The sequence below is a fragment of the Mesorhizobium sp. M1273 genome (assembly GCF_040318195.1).
Classification (GTDB): domain Bacteria; phylum Pseudomonadota; class Alphaproteobacteria; order Rhizobiales; family Rhizobiaceae; genus Mesorhizobium.
Map to the genome: position 1 here is coordinate 1 of NZ_JAMYLV010000002.1, position 16,086 is coordinate 16,086.

Genomic DNA, 16,086 nt, shown 5'->3' on the forward strand with positions numbered 1-16,086 from the left:
GTTTTCACGATTATGTTTCGCGGCGAGGCGAAAGGCAGGCGGCGGTGGGGGGGGGGGGGGCGGGCCCCCCCCCCCCCCCCCCCCCCCCCCACTTCCTGTTGCCGGACTCCAGCTTAGCAAGGGGGTGAATTATAGTCATGGGCCCCACCATCAAAGTCGTGCGATGCGCTGAGCCGGGCAGGCTGGTGTTTGAGGAGCAGCAGGCACCAGGCACTCCGCCCGAAGGCTGGGTACTGATCAATGTCGCCTATGTCGGGATATGTGGAACCGACTACCACATCTTCGAGGGCAGGCATCCTTATCTCGCCTATCCGCGCGTCATGGGCCATGAGGTTTCGGGAACAATCGCGGCAATCAACGCGCCGGTGGACCTGTCGGTTGGAGAGCAAATCCTCGTCAACCCCTATTTTGCCTGCGGAAATTGTGCCGCCTGCCGCCAGGGAAAGCCGAACTGCTGCATGTCGATCGAGGTGCTTGGCGTGCACCGTGACGGTGCCATGAGCGAGCAGATTCTCGTGCCGGCGCAGAACTTGATAGCAGCGGCCGGCCTGTCACCGGTCGAGGCTGCCACGGTCGAGTTTCTGGCCATCGGTGCTCACGCGGTGCGCAGATCCATGGCGGGGCCGGGCATTCGCACCTTGGTTATCGGCGCCGGGCCGATCGGCCTTGGCACCGCGCTTTTTGCGCGCATAGCGCAACTCAACGTGACCGTCATGGACGTCGATGCCGAGCGGCTGGCCTTTGCCGCAAGACAATTGGGCTTCCTGGTGATCGACGGGTCGAAGGGATCGATCGTCGAAACGATAGCGGAGCGAACTGCGGGAGCAGGTTTCGACGTCGTCTTCGACGCCACGGGGAACAGCCGTTCGATGCAGGCTGCCTTTGCCTATGTTGCCCATGGCGGCGTCATGGTGATGGTCAGCGTCGTGCCGGACGACATAACCTTCTCAGATCCAGAGTTCCACAAGCGGGAAATGATGCTGATCGGCAGTCGCAACGCGACGCGTAGCGATTTCCAGCACGTCATTGCCTCGATCCGCGCTGGAAAAATACCAATCGACCGACTCGTTACCCATCGCACTACCCTGCGAGACAGCCCACGCGATATTGCGATCTGGGCGCAGCAGAAGTCCGGTCTAATCAAGGCTGTTGTCGACGTGGCTGGAGCTGGCTGACGTCAGCAAACACAATCAAGATATGTGACCGCAGCCCTGATGCCGCATTATGGGAGGGGGAGTTGCTCGGTGACGCCAGGCTAAGCGGCGCGCTTGACACAGTATTCGGAGTGGGTTTCCTCAGTGAACAATTGTCCCTGCCGAACTGGCTTGGCGTTTCACTGATTGCAGCAGCGGGCGCAGTTCTCGTCGCATACAAAGGTTGAAGCCGTGAAGCGACAATCCTTCCGGCACAAAACGCGTTCCACGCCAAGTCCGCCGGCTATTCGCACCGGTTGAGTATCCGACGTCGCTATTCTATATGATGCGTGATGTTTGATGCGCACCAAGCAGGGCAACATGAGAACCACACTGGCGATCGATGACGATGTCCTGGTTGCAGCCAAGGCCATCGCCCGGCAGCAGGATCGCAGCCTCGGCGAGGTCATCACCGATCTCGCCCGGCGCTCGCTGCGTCGGCCTCAAGCCGGCGGCGAGCGCAACGGGATTCCTCTACTGTCGCCTCGGCCGGATGCACCTCCTGTCACGCTTGAGACGGTCAATGCCTTGCGAGACGAACTGCCGTGACGCTCCTGCTCGATGTCAATGTGCTGATCGCACTGATAGATCCTGGCCACGTCGCCCATGACGAACGCGCATGGCTGGTTCGAAGAGACCGGTAAACTCCGCATGGGCTACGTGTCCCGTCACCGAAAACGGCGTCCTGCGCATCGTCGGCAACCAAAGATATCCCAATTGTCCCGGCTCACCAGCTGTTGTTGCGCGAATCGTTACCAAGTTGCGGACCCTGCACGGGCACAGCTTCTGGCCCGACGATGTGAGCCTGGTTGGCTCCGGCGACATTGATGCAGCCAAAATCCTGACCTCGGCGCAGGTGACGGCTACCTACCTTCTCGCGCTTGCCAAGGCGCGCGGCGGCCAACTTGCCAGCTTTGACCGCAAGCTGTCACAAGCTGTCAGCGGCGGCCGTGAAGGGCGGGAAGTCTGCACTGCATCTGATTCCAACAAGGTAGAGACTCTTCGGTGCGGTCTACCTTAATCTTCTCGGGTTTCTTCGGCGAGAAAGTCGCGGTGGTCCAGAGGCAGCACGGAATCGAGAGCGTCAAAGACTTCTGCACGTCGAATAACATAGGCAGGTGGCCGAGCGAAGAGGTCAATTGCCATTCGCGAGCGGCCCGAGAATTTGGACTCCCTGGCGGCGTGCGGCAAGTGCGAGCTTCCGATCGAGGGTGGCCAGCGGCAACTCGGTTTCGATTGCCAGCGCCAGATAGGCGGCGTCATAGGCGCTGAGCCCGTGCGAAGCCGCTAATGTCAGCACTGCGCCGTCCGACCCGCCGCCGGCGTCCTCCAGCGGCAATCGGCGCAGCCGTGCCATGGTGGTGGCAGCTTCGCCCGCCGCGATGCGGCCACGCCGCTCGGCCATCAATACGACGTTACGCGCCTCGTGCCAGAACAGGGAAGGGACAGGCGCGGTTGCTCCCGGCAATCGTCGCATCAGGGCGGCCGCCGCCTCGCTGTCTTCATCAGGAAGAATCCAGGCAGCCGCCACGGAAAGGTCGACAACGAAAGGCATCAGACGATGATCGCCATCAAGCGCGGCGCCCTTCATCGCGCCAGGCCCGAATTTCGTCCTGCGTCACGGGCTTGGCGCGGGCGCGGGCAGCGCTGATCTCTTCGATCACGGCTTCGACATCGTTGCGGCGTTGAATCCGCGACAGTTTAGCGATGGGATCATTGCCGCGCGAAATAATCACCTCCTCGCCGGCTTCTACCCTTGAAAGCAGTTCCGAGAGATGCGTTTTGGCCTCGCCAACTTTCACCGTGATGGTCATTTCCTGTCCTTGCGCGCGTCGGGTCAACGTGGTGAGCCGTGTTCATTGCCGAGCTGAGTGTGGATTGCTCGACAATCGCTCTTGCACGCGACGATAGGCGCAATCCTGCCCCTTGGTCAAGGCTTGGTCAAGTCATTGCCGACCCCTCGCACGCCGCAAGGCGGGCCGTCTTTTGACAAGGTGAAATCGTTCTGGAGCAACGGCTTCTGATTATGCGCAGTGTCTGATTTTGCGGGCGGAAGCTTGCGCAACTTTGTCGCGGTTAGCGCACTCCAGTGGATCGCGAGTGGCTATCTGACCATAGTTTGCGGGGCATTCCTCTTCGGGCGTTCGCGCTTGGACGCGCAGCGCCGACCTCTCGCCGTCTCTGTTGCCGTAGCACGACCCTGATCACCGCGATCCTGCCACCCATCTCTTCCCCAGGCTCGCGACCCATCTGGACAGTTCGGCCTTGCCCCAAATTGCCCTTTCAGCTGAAACGATTCGGGCGGAACGTTGCAAGCATGGGATGCGGATTGCCAGAGGCGATTTCTTTGGCAAGCAATTCGCCGACGATCAATCCAAGCGTGGCGCCGCTGTGGCTGAAGGCGACGTGAAGTCCGGCAACGGTCTCGACGGAGCCAAGCACTGGCTCGCCGTCGCCGGGGATGGGCTTCGGGCCAACTGCATAGGCAGCGAGTTGGAGCCGCGGATTGCCCTCGAGCACCGCACTAGCCTCCTCGAGCAGTCCTTTGACGGTCTTGTCGTGCACGGTGTAGGTTCCGTCAGAGTTGACCACGACTTCTTCCTCCGACCACGCCGAATCCAAAACAAGTGCGCCATCCGGCGTCGGGCGAACCGCCACGCGGGGCGTATTCAGCACGGCACGGAGCTCGGTCTTGATCGGCTTGGTCTTCAAGAGAAGTGAAATTGGCGTGGCGTCGGGGACACGAACTCCGATCTCTGCGAGCATGATAGGCGTCGCTGGCCCGACCGCAAGGACCACTGCATCCGCCTTTACCGGCACACCGTCGGCAGTGACGACGCCACGCGCGCGACCACCTGTGGCATCTATCCGGACGCGTCCAGCGTCCCGAACAAACTTGCCGCCGCTGGAGCGGAACTCATTGAGCAGCAGACTGATCAAAGACGGCAGGTCAACCCATCCTTCGCCGGGATTGAAGATGGCACCCTGGGCGGTAATTGCGCTCGCGTTGACGCCGGGCACCACTGCACCGACTTCGGCAGGGCCGAGCAGAAGCGCGTCATAACCAATATCCTGCTCCAGCTGGCAGACGGACGCGATCTGGTTCGTCTCGTCATCCGCATCCCAGGTGAGGCCGCCGTCAAAGCGAAGCCACGATCCCGTTTCCGGCCTTGTGGCGGCCAGGGTCCGATAACGGTCGATGCCTGCAAGCCTCAAGCGGTGGTAGGCAGTGTCCGCACGTCGCGCTGAGTTCAGCCAGGAAAGTGAACGGCCGGATGCACCGTTGGCTGGCGCGCCGTCGTTGACAACCGTTACATCAAGGCCAAGACGAGCAAGGTGCAATGCGGAAGAGATGCCGAAGATGCCCGCGCCGATAACAACGACATGGCGCGGCTTTGGTGATGCGGTCATAGAGAAATCCTTCTTCGCAGAAGCCGGGCTGGGAGTTGTTGGATGGCTGCAGAGCGCGGCGGAATTAATAGTCGGTGAGCTTCTTCATGTAGCGCCGGCCCTCAAGCATTGGACGGCCGCGCAGGGCGGCCAGCTCGTAGGCAAAACGCCAAAGCGTGTCGAAGAACACCAAGGGCACGAGATAGGGTTTGATGTGTTCGGACATACCGCTGAGGTCGAGTTCCGCTCCATCGAGCACCAGGACGTTTTCCCGGCTGCCGTACTTGAAAAGGAAGTCTCGGGCGCGTTCGGGAAGGCTCCGCGTTTCGTCCAAACCCAGCAAGACCACGAAGCAAGTATCCCGGTCGACCACCTCAAATGGGCCGTGAAAGAACTCGTTGGCGTGTATGGCCTGCGAATCGTACCACTGCATCTCCATCAACACGCAGATGGCGTACGAATAGGCCGCACCATAGCTGGCACCGCTGGCCAGTGTGTAGATCGCATTGCGCGGCGCGAAACGGGGGGCGAAGGCCTGAAACCGGTCGGCATAGGTCCGGTGCGCACGCTCGATCGCCGGCTGAAGATGGCTCAGGCTCGTCAGCAGATCGGCAGTTAGCCCGGCATCCTCCCGAGCATCGATCAGGCCGGCGAGCAACATATAGAGCACGCCGTAGTTGCTGCAGGCTGAATCGATTGCTTTGCCCGTCGTGTAGGAGGCCTGGTAGGCGACTGCGTGGTCGACCGCCAGCGCGAGGGGCGATATCTGGTCGAGCGTCATGCCGATTGTCGTTGCGCCTCGATCCTTTGCATGATTGGCCGCTCGCACAGTTTCGCGGGTGGTGCCGGTCTGCGAGCAAAGGACAACGAGCGCGTCAGGTCCCAACCGTCGCGGGTCTCGGCAGACGAACTCATCCGCGTTGTAGATGTCGCAGGCGAATGTGCCGCTGTGACGGTCGACGAAGTATTTGCCTGCCATCATGATCGAGAGCGAACCGCCGCACGCCACGAGGAATAGGTGCGAAAACTGCGTGCCCGCCGTAGCGGTCAGGGCGCGTTCCACGTCGGAGGGCAGGGCGGAAATCATGAGCGTCCTCGTCTCGTTGGCAGAGCTAGGGGCGGGCCCACAATTGACAGGTGGGCGGCCATTATGCGAACGTTATCACACCCTTTAAACTGAAAGTCCTGCAATGGTCAAGATTGCCGCGATAGGCGATAACGTGGTCGATTGTTATCTTGCTCGCGACGAGATGTATCCTGGTGGAAATTGCCTCAATGTCTCGGTTTATGTCAGCCGCTTCGGCGGGCGATCGGCCTATGTCGGAGCGATCGGCAAAGACCGGGCAGGGGACCTTATCTGCACTGCACTGGCGTCGGAGCGCGTGGACATCACCCGATTACGGCGTCTCGAGGGACCGACCGCTTACTGCCTCATAGGTCACCGCAACGCCGATCGGATTTTCCTGGACTTCGATCTCGGAGTTTCGGTGTTTACGCCGACGCAAGAAGATCTGGATTTTCTCTCGGGCTTTCAGGCCGTCCACATCGGCCAGTCCAGCGGTTTGGACCCGTGGGTTGCCGCTGTATCAAGTAAGTCACTGTTGTCTTATGATTTTTCCACGCGACGGGAACCGGGACATCGACGCGAGATTGGACCCTATTGCTATCTGGCTTGTGTCTCGGGTGACGGTCTCGACGAGAAGGAATTGGCCGCAATCGCGGCCGAATTGCTTGCATGTGGTTCAAAGTGGGTTCTTGTGACTCGTGGTCGAGCCGGCGCGGTGCTTCACGGCGACACCGTCTCTTACCGAACCCCGGCGCGGTTGGTCAAACCCGTCGACACCCTGGGCGCGGGCGACACCTTCATCGCAAGAACGCTGTTCGGCCTGCTTAAGAAGGAGGCGCCTCAAGACATCCTCGGCCATGCCGCGGACGCGGCGGCTGCTACCTGCCGGTACTACGGGGCAATCGGCCATGCGACAGCAATCGACTTAGGAAAGATGACGCCGAAGATCCCCCACGCTTAACACTGGAAACCATCTAGCTGCGAAATTCTCCGAAACAATTGACGCGAGAAATGGACAATGCTAGAGAAAATGATAACGTTCTCACCTTCCTGGCCGAACGCCGTCCAAGAGCGTTTTGATAGATGAGACGTCGAGTGGGATCGCAAGGCCGAGTTCGGCCAATCGTAAGAGGAGAAGACATGCACACGAATTCGAGCAGGCGCCTACTTTTGAAATCCGGTCTGGCGCTGACGATCGCGCTGTTGACAGGACTTGGCACGTTGGCCTCGTCAACTCAAGCAAACGCGGCGGACAACCCTTATAACCTCATCGACCCGACGGTGATCAGCGTCGGAACCATGGGCGATGCGAAACCCTATGTCTTCACCGATGCCAACGGCAACTTCACCGGCTTCGACGCCGAACTCTTCCGTGATGTGGCGCGCCGGCTCGGGTTCAAGGAGGAGCAGGTCGTTTTCACCGGCCAGGAATTCTCGGCGCTGCTGCCCTCCGTTGCCAACGGCCGCTTCGATGTCGCTGTCGCCGCCATCGGCACAACGGCGCAGCGCAAGAAGACGGTGGATTTTGGCGACGGCTATCTCGCCGGCTACCTGTCGATCATTTCCGCGGATCCGGCACTGACGAGCAATGAGAGCACCGCCGGAAAGCGCATCGGCGTGATCCAGGGAACGCTGCAGGAAATCTATGCCGAGAAGAACCTCAAGGGCGACATTGTCAAATTTCCCGACAACAACACTGCGGTGGCGGCGCTGAATAACGGGACGATTGATGGCCATTTCACTGACTATGAGTCCGCCAAGCAGTATGTGGAGCGCTATAAGAACCTGAAGATAACAATGAACGTGCCGTCCTTCGATGCGCCGGCCGGGTTCGTGGTCAAGAAAGGCAACGATGCCTTCCGCGAGGCGCTCAACAAGGCGCTGCGCGAGGCCATGGACGATGGCACCTGGAAACGGCTGCATGAGAAATGGTTCCCGGGCACTCCGATGCCGGATCAATATCTGCCCAAGAAGTAAATTCGCGCGTATTCATTTTCGTTTCCGGCCGGGCCCGTCAGCAACGGTGCCCGGCCGAGTTATAGATGGACTTGATATGAGCTGGTTCGATACCTTCGCCCGAAGCTTCCTTGATTTCCAGGCGATGGCAGAAGTTCTGCCAAACATGGTGATGGTCGGCCTCAAGAACACTTTGATCCTGGCCCTTGCCTCGACGTTTTTCGGGACGCTGATCGGTATCGTCCTCGCAGTCATGGGGATTTCAGAGAACCGGCCGCTGAAACTCCTTGCCCGAGTCTACACCGATATCTTCCGCGGGCTTCCTGCCATTGTCACGATCCTGATCATTGGCCAAGGCTTCGCGCGGTTGGGCCGAGATCTGTTCGGTCCATCGCCTTATCCGCTGGGCATTCTGGCGCTCAGCCTGATCGCCGGAGCCTATATCGGAGAGATTTTCCGCGCCGGCATTCAGAGCGTCGAGCGGGGTCAGATCGACGCCACGCGCACTCTCGGTATGACGTATGGCCAAGGCATGCGCCTGGTGGTGATCCCGCAAGGCATCCGTCGCGTCCTGCCTGCACTGGTCAACCAGTTCATCGGCAATGTCAAAGACTCCAGCCTGGTCTATTTCCTTGGTCTGCTCGCCTCCGAACGCGAACTGTTCCGCGTCGGCCAGGACCAGGCTGTGCTGACCGGCAACTTGTCGCCGCTATTGCTGGCCGGAGTGTTCTATCTCGTGATCACGGTGCCGCTGACCCATCTCGTCAACTACATCGACGCGCGCATGCGCGTCGGCAAACGAATAACCGCCGTGCAGAGTGGCCTCAAGGAGGTCGCCGAGCTTGCCGAAGCCGTCGTGCCGGGAGCAGCGACGTTGCCTGCAGCAGCGCTCACACGCTTCAAGGGTGGCGGCATCGAGGTCAAAAATATCGACATGGCCTACGGCGCCGTCCAGGTGCTGCATGACGTCGGTCTGAAAGTGGAGCCCGGGACCGTCACCTGCCTCATCGGTCCGTCCGGATCGGGCAAGTCGACCTTGCTGCGCTGCCTCAACCGTCTCGTAGAATGCCGAGCCGGTGACATTCTGCTCGACGGCGAAAGCATCTACAAGCAGACCCCTGACCAACTCCGGCGGCGCGTGGGCATGGTTTTCCAGCAGTTCAATCTGTTCCCCGACCGTAGCGCGCTCGCCAACATCACCTTGGCGCTGCGCAAAGTTAAACGCATGTCGCGCGAGGAGGCTGAGAGTGTGGCCTTGGTGAGGCTGCATGAAGTCGGACTGCTGGAGCGTAAGGACCATCGGCCGGCCAATCTCTCGGGCGGGCAACAGCAGCGGGTGGCCATCGCGCGTGCGCTCGCCCTCGAACCCGAAATTATGCTGTTCGACGAAGTCACCAGCGCCCTCGATCCAGAATTGGTCAAAGGTGTCCTGAACTTGATGGCCGACCTCGGGCGGGGCGGGATGACGATGGTGGTCGTTACACACGAGATGAATTTCGCTCGCAAGGTCGCGAACCAGGTCGTGTTCATGGACGAGGGGCGGATCGTCGAGGCAGGCCGGCCAGAAGACCTATTCGACAATCCGCAGAGCCCGCGTCTTCGACGCTTTCTGTCGGAGGTGCTGTGATTCAAATGGTGTGCGCAGCGGCGGGTTCTGCGGTGTTCGGCCTTGCGGGGCGTGCCTAACTGCCGCTAGTTCGTCGCCACGACGTTGCATGGTCGGCGGGACTTGCTGGGTGACTCAAAGATCCAAAAACGCAACTATCATCGAAGTCGCTCGCCGGGCTGGAGTGAGCTCTGCCACGGCTGGGCGCGTGCTTGGTGACTACGGGTACAGCAGCCCTGAGGTCCAGGAGAAGGTGCGCGCCGCGGCATCTGCGCTGGGTTATCGGCCCAATCGCCTGGCCAAAGGTCTGATCACCGGTAAGACCCAGACTATCGGCGTTGTCGTAGGCGACATCGAAAGCCCATTCTATGCAAGCGTGCTGCGCGGAATAGGGGACGTCGCGCGCCGTGGCGGCTTCGGGGTTATCGTTACGAATAGTGACGAAAATGCCGAACTCGAGCGAGAGGCGGTGCAGCTGCTGTTGGAAAAGCAGGTCGATGGTTTAGTCGTCTCATCGACCTTCTTGGACAAGCCGGATCATCTTCGTGACGCAGTCGCGGCCGGCTGTCCCGTCGTGCAGTTCGACCGCATCGTGGCGGGCATGGAAACCGATTCGGTCGTGGTCGATAACGTTTCTGTAACGCGTAGCAGCATAGCGGCGGTCATCGCCGCCGGACACAGCCGCATCGGAATATTGGCGGAACTCGGGCCGGACCAACGCGATGATGTTGGTTCCTTTGTGACAAACGCTGATCTCTCCAGCTCCGACGTTCGCTACCATCATCCAAGCTGGCAACGGTTGTTGGGTTATCTCGAAGCCCATCGCGCTGCGGGCATTTCGCCGGATCCACAGTTGATCCGCCGCGTGGCGGTCTATTCCAGCGAGGCAGCCCGAAAGGAGGCACTCGATCTGCTGACAATGCGCAATGCGCCGTCCGCCCTGTTTACCGCCGACGGTGTGATGTCGACAGGCGTTCTGGAGGCGACATCCGCACTGAAGCTTGCGATTCCGGGAGAGGTTTCGCTGCTTTGCTTCGACGATCTCGACTGGATGCAGTTCGTGGCCCAAGGTATCACAGCCATCGCGCAGCCGGCGCATCTGATCGGGGCGACGGCAGCCGAGCTTCTCTTGAAGAGGCTGGCTGGCGACACCGCACCGTTTGAACACCGTGTCCTCGCGGCTCGCCTGGTGAACCGTAATTCGATTGCGGTTCATCTCAACCGCAACGCCCCTGATCCGGCCGCGACGGTGTAGCTGGAGCCAAATTGCCGCGCCTCTTTGTGTCGAGGTCGATCCCATGCAACGGCTGAATGATAGCTCAAGCGTATTGCTGGGTAGGACTTTCGTCGCTTGCGATGCCCAGCGTGAGCTGCGCCAGAAATCGGGCGAGCCCATCCGGGTTCCGAGACCTAATCACGTGCGGTCGCAGTAGTATGGCTTGGTCGTTGAACGCAAAGGCTGCCCGATTTCGTTCCGCGATGGGTACAATTATAGATCAAGCAAAATGTCGCCTTGTGGGCGGCTGCAGCACGCCAGGATGTAGCCTGCCGATTTATCCTCCAAGGTCAGTCCGCCTAGGTCATCCATGACGACTTCGCCAGACAGCTTGGCGATCCGGCACGTACCGCAAACTCCCTGCTGGCAAGCGGTTGGGACATAGACGCCACATTGGCGCGCCGCTTCCAGCAGGGTCTCTCCGGGCGCGCAATGATATGCAAGGCCGGAGCGGGCGAAGCGGACCGAAGACGAAACCTTTGAATCCGATAGCGAACGCGAAATGTTGCCGCCCCCGAAGCTCTCCTCATGATACTGTGAAGGGGCGAGCCCGATTGCATCGAGGCAACTGCGTGCAGCCTTCATGTAGGATTCCGGCCCACAGGCAAAAATCGTGCGGCTATGGAGATCGGGAACCAAAGTCAGGAGCATCTCACTGTTAATTCGCCCGGTTGGACCCGTCCAGGCCGGGTCTCCATGACTGCAAATGCAAGTCACATGAACATTGGGAAAGCGAGCGGCAAGTGCGTCCAGTTCGAGCCGAAAAATGATGTCGTCCGGCGTTCTCGCACTATGAATGAAGTGGATATCCTGGTTTGCTGCGCGGTCGGTAAATGCCCGCAGCATCGACATGACGGGAGTTATCCCGCTGCCACCTGAAAGGAAAAGGGACTTTGCATGCGGCAGATCGTCGAGATTGAACGAGCCGAGCGGCCCTTCGATCTCGATCCCATCGCCCGGCTTCAAATTGTCATGGAGCCAATTCGAAACGAGCCCGCCCGGCGTCCGTTTCACGGTGATCTGCAGGTCGAGCGGTCGCGTCGGCGGTGATGAAACAGAGTAGGAGCGTGTCACCGCGGCGCCCTCGATCCTCAGGTGCACCACAACATATTGGCCAGCGCTGAAGCAGAACATCCGATCTGAAGCGGGTGTGAGAACGAACGTTTTCACATCGTGCGTCTCGTCGATCACGCGTCGGCAGAGCACAAGCTGCGGCGTGGTCTGTGCCCACTGCCGGTGAAGCTTTGTTGGGGCGAAGCCGGGGGCTCCTAAGGCCGCGTGTGCGTTCATTATTCAACTCGGGTTTGAAGTCGAGCCAAGATGCCACTTCAAAACCCGCTGAACAGCCGCGCAATCCTACCTTTATGATCGGTAATTTCGATTAAACTTCCAGGGACATTACAGCCACCTGGAGAGCTCGGATGCCCTTGCGAATAATGGGTTCGTGTTTGCGGCGCGCAAGGATCGCGGTGTGGACTGGCTGGTGCAGCGTCGGCGCTCCCTCGACGAGGAACGATGGGAGCTCGGCCGTGAACCGGCGCGCATCGTCGCTGCGCATGTAGCAGGTGCCGCCCGTTCGTCGCAGCATGATCTCCGCCAGAGTTTCCGATCCCGTCGAAAGCCGGCAGATCGCAAGCTCGGCCAGCAGCTCTGCGTGCGTCTTTTCCAGCACCGCGGTGTAGCCTGGGCGAATGTAGGTTTCAGGGTCGACATCGGACAGCGTTCTGGCAGCCGTCGAAACCATCACATATTCCTCGACCATCAGATGCTCGTAGGCGATCTCAGGCAGGTAGCGAGGCGCATAAAGCACGGCAATATCGAGATTTCCCATGCTTAGGTCGCTGACCATCTGGTTCGAATAGTCCGACTCGACATGGATCGAGGATTTTGGAAGCGCCTGGCACAGTGTCTCGACCCATCCCGGCAGGACCGAACGGGTCATCCCCACCTGTGCGGCGATGCGCAACGTGCCCTCGAAACGGTTGAACGCTCGCACATCGTGTCGAGCTTGCGACCACGTCGACAGCAAGGATCTGGCATAGGCTTCGAACCGCCGCCCGGCGGCTGTCGGCTCAGCGCCGGCGCGCCCGCGCAGAAAGAGCTCGGACCCGATCGCGCTCTCCAGATTCTTGATGCGGGTGCTGATCGTCGACTGGGTCAACCCCAGCCGGTCGGCGGTACGATTGAAATTTCGCGACTCGATGATGTCGAGAAAGGTTTCGATGTGATCTAGCTGCACATGACCTCCGATCGAAAAAGTCGATCATATTGCGCAGGATCATAAGCTTGATCAAACAATACTCAAGGCGGAAGCTGCACGCGGTGAAATCGGCCGGCAGATCGTCCAGGCTGAAGCTACGGAGCTGAGCAACGTGTTCATAGTCGACTGCGATTGTCACAATTACTGGTCGAGCGCGACTGTATTGGAGCCTTACCTTTCCGGCCTATGGAAGGACATGTTCGTTGAAGGCGAGAAGACAGGTCCCGTTGGCGCCTTCCCGCATGGCCATCGTCCCTGGTTTCATCCGCAGGACTTCTCACGCAAGGACGTCCGTCCGAAAACAGAAGCCGACAACTATCTCATCATGAAGGAAAAACACCTCGACAAGTACAAGGTCGACGTGGCGATCCTGACCGGCGATGAGCCGATCGAGGCTTCCACCCTCGCCAATCCCTATTATGCCAGCGCCCTCGTCAGCGCCTACAATGACTATCAGATCGACCAATGGCTGCCGAAGGACGATCGCTTCATGGGCTCGATCATCGTCGCGCCACAGGATCCGAAGCTCGCGGCCGCCGAGATACGCCGTCTGGGCAATCACCCGCGCATGGTTCAGGTTCTCGCTTCGCAAGGCTCCGTCAAGCCCTATGGCGATCCGTTTTACCATCCAATTTATGAGGCTTGCGCCGAGGTGGGGCTGCCCTTTGCCATTCATCTGGGCGGCCATGGCGGCGTGAATTCGACCGCGATTGCTCCGGCCCCGACGACATTCTTCTGGGAGACCCATGCCATCCTGCACATGTCGGCCATTTCGCATGTCGCAAGCATGATTGCGCATGGCGTCTTCGAAAAATGGCCGGACCTCTACTTCGTGGTCATCGAATGCGGCGTCGCCTGGGTGCCATCGGTATTGTGGCGCCTGGACGCCGACTACAAAGCCCTACGCAAGGAGACGCCATGGCTAAAGATGCTGCCGTCCGAATATTGCCGGCGCAACATCCGCTTTTCCACGCAGCCGCTGGAGCAGCCCGCAAATATTCAGCATCTCTGGTCCACTCTCGAGGCGATGGACGGCGAAAATACGCTGATGTTTGCCTCCGACTACCCCCATTGGGACTATGACGATGCCAACACGCTGCAAATCCCTCCTGCCTGGAAGAGCAAGATCATGGGGCTGAATGCGCTGGAGGTTTACAAGCGCATCCCGCGCGCGCAAGCGGCGAATGCTGCCTGAGGAAGCAGACGATGCCCGAGAAGACATACATCTGTAGAGTCGAAGAGATCGAAACCGGATCTCCCTTCATCGCCAAGATCCGCAGCCTTTCGGTCGGCGTTTTTCGCATCGGAGATTCATTCCACGCGCTGCTGAATGTTTGTCCACACCGCGGCGCTCCCCTTTGCGAGGGGCCGCAATGTGGAACAACTGCACCGGTCGAAGAGGCGCAGTTCATCTATCACCGCCAAAACGAGATCGTGCGCTGCGCCTGGCATGGCTGGGAATTTGATATCAAATCGGGCGCGGCCCTGGTCGATCCGTCCGTTCGCGCGCGCACATTTCCAGTAACGGTCGAGGCGGGCAGCATCTATGTGACGGCCTGATTGAGGTACGGATTCGAAAAGTAGCAGAAAGGGTGATCGCGGCTAACGGGCAGATTTCTTCACAGGGTGCGGCACGAACAATAACGCGGAAAATCCGCAATGGGAGAGTCAAATGTCAGAATCTGGATACAAGCTTGGTATCGCTCAAAGCCTGATCGGTCGCGGCAAGATTTCCCGTCGCGACTTCATTCAGCTTGGGCTGGCCGCTGGGCTGACGGTCACCGCTGCGGATAAGCTCTTCGTCAGCACGGCCCGGGCCGAACCGCTGCAGGGCGGCTTCGCCAAGCTCGGAATGGCACATGGCGCGACGACGGATTCGATCGATCCGGCCGGCTACCCGGACACCTTCACACAGACAGCGTTCTCGGGCTCGATGTCCAACAGCCTCACCGAGGTCGACGCCAAAGGCAACGTCCAACCGGACCTTGCCGAGAGCTTTGAATCGTCCGATGGCGCCAAAACCTGGGTCTTCAAGCTTCGCAAGGGCGCAACCTTCCACAACGGCAAGAATGTGACGGCGGACGATGTCGTGACTTCGCTTCGCTATCATATGGGCGACGAAACTAAGTCGGCGGCGAAGCCGCTGCTTGAGCCCGTCGCCAGCATTAAGGCGGATGGCCCCGAAACGGTTGTCTTCACGCTGAAAAGCGGCAACGCCGACTTCCCCTACATCATGAGTGACTACCATCTGGTCATCATGCCGGCCAAGGACGGCAAGGCGGATTGGGGATCAGGCGTTCGCACCGGTGCTTTCGTGCTCGAGAATTTCCAGCCCGGCGTTTCGGCCAAGCTCAAGCGCAATCCGAACTACTTCAAGAACGGCAAGCCCTATCTCGACGAGGTGGAGTTCATCGCCATTACCGATCTCGCCGCTCGCATGGCCGCGTTATCGACAGGGGAGGTAGACTATATCGGCCGCGCCGACCTCAAGACCCTCGGCATGTTGAAACGCAACCCCAAGGTGGAGATCGTCGAGGTCACCGGCTATGGCCATTATACGTTGCCGATGAATGTCACGATGGCGCCGTTCGACAATGCGGACGTCCGAATGGCCTTGAAATGGGCGATCAACCGTCAGGAGATCGTCGACAAGATCTTTCTCGGTCACGCCACCGTGGCCAATGACAACCCGATCGCGCCGGCGATTAAATTCGCCACCAATCCGCAGCCGCAGCACAGTTTCGATCCGGAGAAAGCCAAGCATTATCTGAAAAAGGCCGGGATGGAAAAACTGAAAGTGGACCTCTCGGTTGCGGATGCCGCTTTTGCAGGCGCTGTGGACGCGGCTGCGCTCATCCGCGAGACGGCCGCCCAGTGCAGCATCGACGTAAACGTCGTGCGCGAGGCCGAGGACGCCTATTGGGACAATGTCTGGCTCAAGAAACCTTGGTGCGCTTCCTATTGGAGCGGTCGCGCGACGGCCGACTGGATGTTCACGCAAGCCTTCGCCGCCGATTCCAGCTGGAACGAGTCGTTCTGGAAAAATCCCCGCTTCAACGAGTTGCTTGTCCAGGCGCGCGCCGAGACGGATGAGGCCAAGCGGGCGGCAATGTATGCCGAGATGCAGCAACTGACGCATGATGATGGCGGCAGCATCGTGCTGGTCTTCAACAACTTCGTCAGCGCCAAATCCAATAAGCTCGCACATGGCGAAGTGGCGCCGAACTGGGAGAACGACGGACTGAAGATGGCCGAACGCTGGTGGATCGCCACTGCGTGAGAGAGCGGGCCGGACCCGCGATGGCTACCGGGCTTCGGCTTGCAGCCGCGTGCCCTGCC

The 16,086-nt window shown here is 59.9% G+C and carries 15 protein-coding genes and 2 pseudogenes; 11 read left to right on the top strand and 6 right to left on the bottom strand.

The window, feature by feature from the left end; all coding sequences use genetic code 11:
• The first annotated feature begins 149 nt into the window (after positions 1 to 149).
• From NKH30_RS02475 to NKH30_RS02490, 4 genes and pseudogenes are all read left to right on the top strand, one after another.
• Complete coding sequence (locus NKH30_RS02475; protein ID WP_352994333.1) at positions 150 to 1,175, top strand: zinc-binding alcohol dehydrogenase family protein; 1,026 nt, start codon at positions 150 to 152, stop codon at positions 1,173 to 1,175.
• A gap of 101 nt (positions 1,176 to 1,276) precedes the next feature.
• A pseudogene (locus NKH30_RS02480) lies at positions 1,277 to 1,381 on the top strand (EamA family transporter); the annotation flags it as partial.
• 133 nt (positions 1,382 to 1,514) lie between these two features.
• Positions 1,515 to 1,742 (top strand): hypothetical protein, encoded by a 228-nt coding sequence (locus NKH30_RS02485; RefSeq protein WP_023679266.1) that lies wholly within the window; start codon positions 1,515 to 1,517, stop codon positions 1,740 to 1,742.
• Positions 1,739 to 2,188: pseudogene (locus NKH30_RS02490) on the top strand (TA system VapC family ribonuclease toxin). The gene NKH30_RS02485 and the pseudogene NKH30_RS02490 overlap by 4 nt, the downstream one beginning before the upstream one ends.
• Positions 2,189 to 2,328: 140 nt before the next feature.
• On the opposite strand, the gene NKH30_RS02495 reads toward NKH30_RS02490, so the two are convergent.
• The 4 genes from NKH30_RS02495 to NKH30_RS02510 form a co-directional block, all read right to left on the bottom strand.
• The gene (locus tag NKH30_RS02495; RefSeq protein WP_352540699.1) at positions 2,329 to 2,784 is read right to left on the bottom strand and encodes a type II toxin-antitoxin system VapC family toxin; all 456 of its coding nucleotides are present in this window, start codon (positions 2,782 to 2,784) and stop codon (positions 2,329 to 2,331) included.
• Positions 2,765 to 3,007, bottom strand: coding sequence for a type II toxin-antitoxin system Phd/YefM family antitoxin (locus NKH30_RS02500; protein ID WP_352467423.1), 243 nt, complete (start codon positions 3,005 to 3,007; stop codon positions 2,765 to 2,767). Before NKH30_RS02500 ends, NKH30_RS02495 begins: the two co-directional genes overlap by 20 nt.
• 469 nt (positions 3,008 to 3,476) lie before the next feature.
• Complete coding sequence (locus tag NKH30_RS02505; protein WP_352994074.1) at positions 3,477 to 4,604, bottom strand: NAD(P)/FAD-dependent oxidoreductase; 1,128 nt, start codon at positions 4,602 to 4,604, stop codon at positions 3,477 to 3,479.
• 64 nt (positions 4,605 to 4,668) lie between these two features.
• Positions 4,669 to 5,670 (bottom strand): SIS domain-containing protein, encoded by a 1,002-nt coding sequence (locus tag NKH30_RS02510; RefSeq protein ID WP_352474449.1) that lies wholly within the window; start codon positions 5,668 to 5,670, stop codon positions 4,669 to 4,671.
• A gap of 103 nt (positions 5,671 to 5,773) precedes the next feature.
• Here NKH30_RS02510 and NKH30_RS02515 point away from each other — a divergent pair, with 103 nt between their 5' ends.
• The 4 genes from NKH30_RS02515 to NKH30_RS02530 all read left to right on the top strand — a co-directional run bounded on the left by NKH30_RS02515 (position 5,774) and on the right by NKH30_RS02530 (position 10,466).
• Entirely contained in the window at positions 5,774 to 6,610 is an 837-nt protein-coding gene (locus tag NKH30_RS02515; RefSeq protein WP_352994076.1) for a PfkB family carbohydrate kinase, read from the top strand.
• Between the two features lie 179 nt (positions 6,611 to 6,789).
• Positions 6,790 to 7,626, top strand: coding sequence for an ABC transporter substrate-binding protein (locus NKH30_RS02520; protein WP_352449157.1), 837 nt, complete (start codon positions 6,790 to 6,792; stop codon positions 7,624 to 7,626).
• 76 nt (positions 7,627 to 7,702) lie between these two features.
• A complete protein-coding gene (locus tag NKH30_RS02525) occupies positions 7,703 to 9,232 on the top strand; it encodes an amino acid ABC transporter permease/ATP-binding protein (RefSeq protein WP_352994336.1) in 1,530 nt (509 codons plus the stop codon).
• A gap of 88 nt (positions 9,233 to 9,320) precedes the next feature.
• On the top strand, positions 9,321 to 10,466 hold the full coding sequence (locus NKH30_RS02530; protein ID WP_352921396.1) for a LacI family DNA-binding transcriptional regulator: 1,146 nt from the start codon (positions 9,321 to 9,323) through the stop codon (positions 10,464 to 10,466).
• 234 nt (positions 10,467 to 10,700) lie between these two features.
• On the opposite strand, the gene NKH30_RS02535 is transcribed toward NKH30_RS02530, so the two are convergent.
• Both NKH30_RS02535 and NKH30_RS02540 read right to left on the bottom strand, forming a co-directional pair.
• On the bottom strand, positions 10,701 to 11,777 hold the full coding sequence (locus NKH30_RS02535; RefSeq protein ID WP_352994079.1) for an FAD-binding oxidoreductase: 1,077 nt from the start codon (positions 11,775 to 11,777) through the stop codon (positions 10,701 to 10,703).
• Between the two features lie 91 nt (positions 11,778 to 11,868).
• Complete coding sequence (locus NKH30_RS02540; protein ID WP_352503720.1) at positions 11,869 to 12,726, bottom strand: LysR family transcriptional regulator; 858 nt, start codon at positions 12,724 to 12,726, stop codon at positions 11,869 to 11,871.
• Positions 12,727 to 12,859: 133 nt separating this feature from the next.
• On the opposite strand from NKH30_RS02540, the gene NKH30_RS02545 reads away from it, so the two are divergent.
• From NKH30_RS02545 to NKH30_RS02555, 3 genes are all read left to right on the top strand, one after another.
• The gene (locus NKH30_RS02545; RefSeq protein ID WP_352503721.1) at positions 12,860 to 13,942 is read left to right on the top strand and encodes an amidohydrolase family protein; all 1,083 of its coding nucleotides are present in this window, start codon (positions 12,860 to 12,862) and stop codon (positions 13,940 to 13,942) included.
• Between the two features lie 11 nt (positions 13,943 to 13,953).
• A complete protein-coding gene (locus tag NKH30_RS02550) occupies positions 13,954 to 14,307 on the top strand; it encodes a Rieske (2Fe-2S) protein (RefSeq protein ID WP_352770491.1) in 354 nt (117 codons plus the stop codon).
• 112 nt (positions 14,308 to 14,419) lie between these two features.
• Positions 14,420 to 16,027, top strand: a complete 1,608-nt coding sequence (locus NKH30_RS02555) for an ABC transporter substrate-binding protein (protein ID WP_352994082.1) — start codon at positions 14,420 to 14,422, stop codon at positions 16,025 to 16,027.
• Positions 16,028 to 16,086 lie beyond the last annotated feature (59 nt).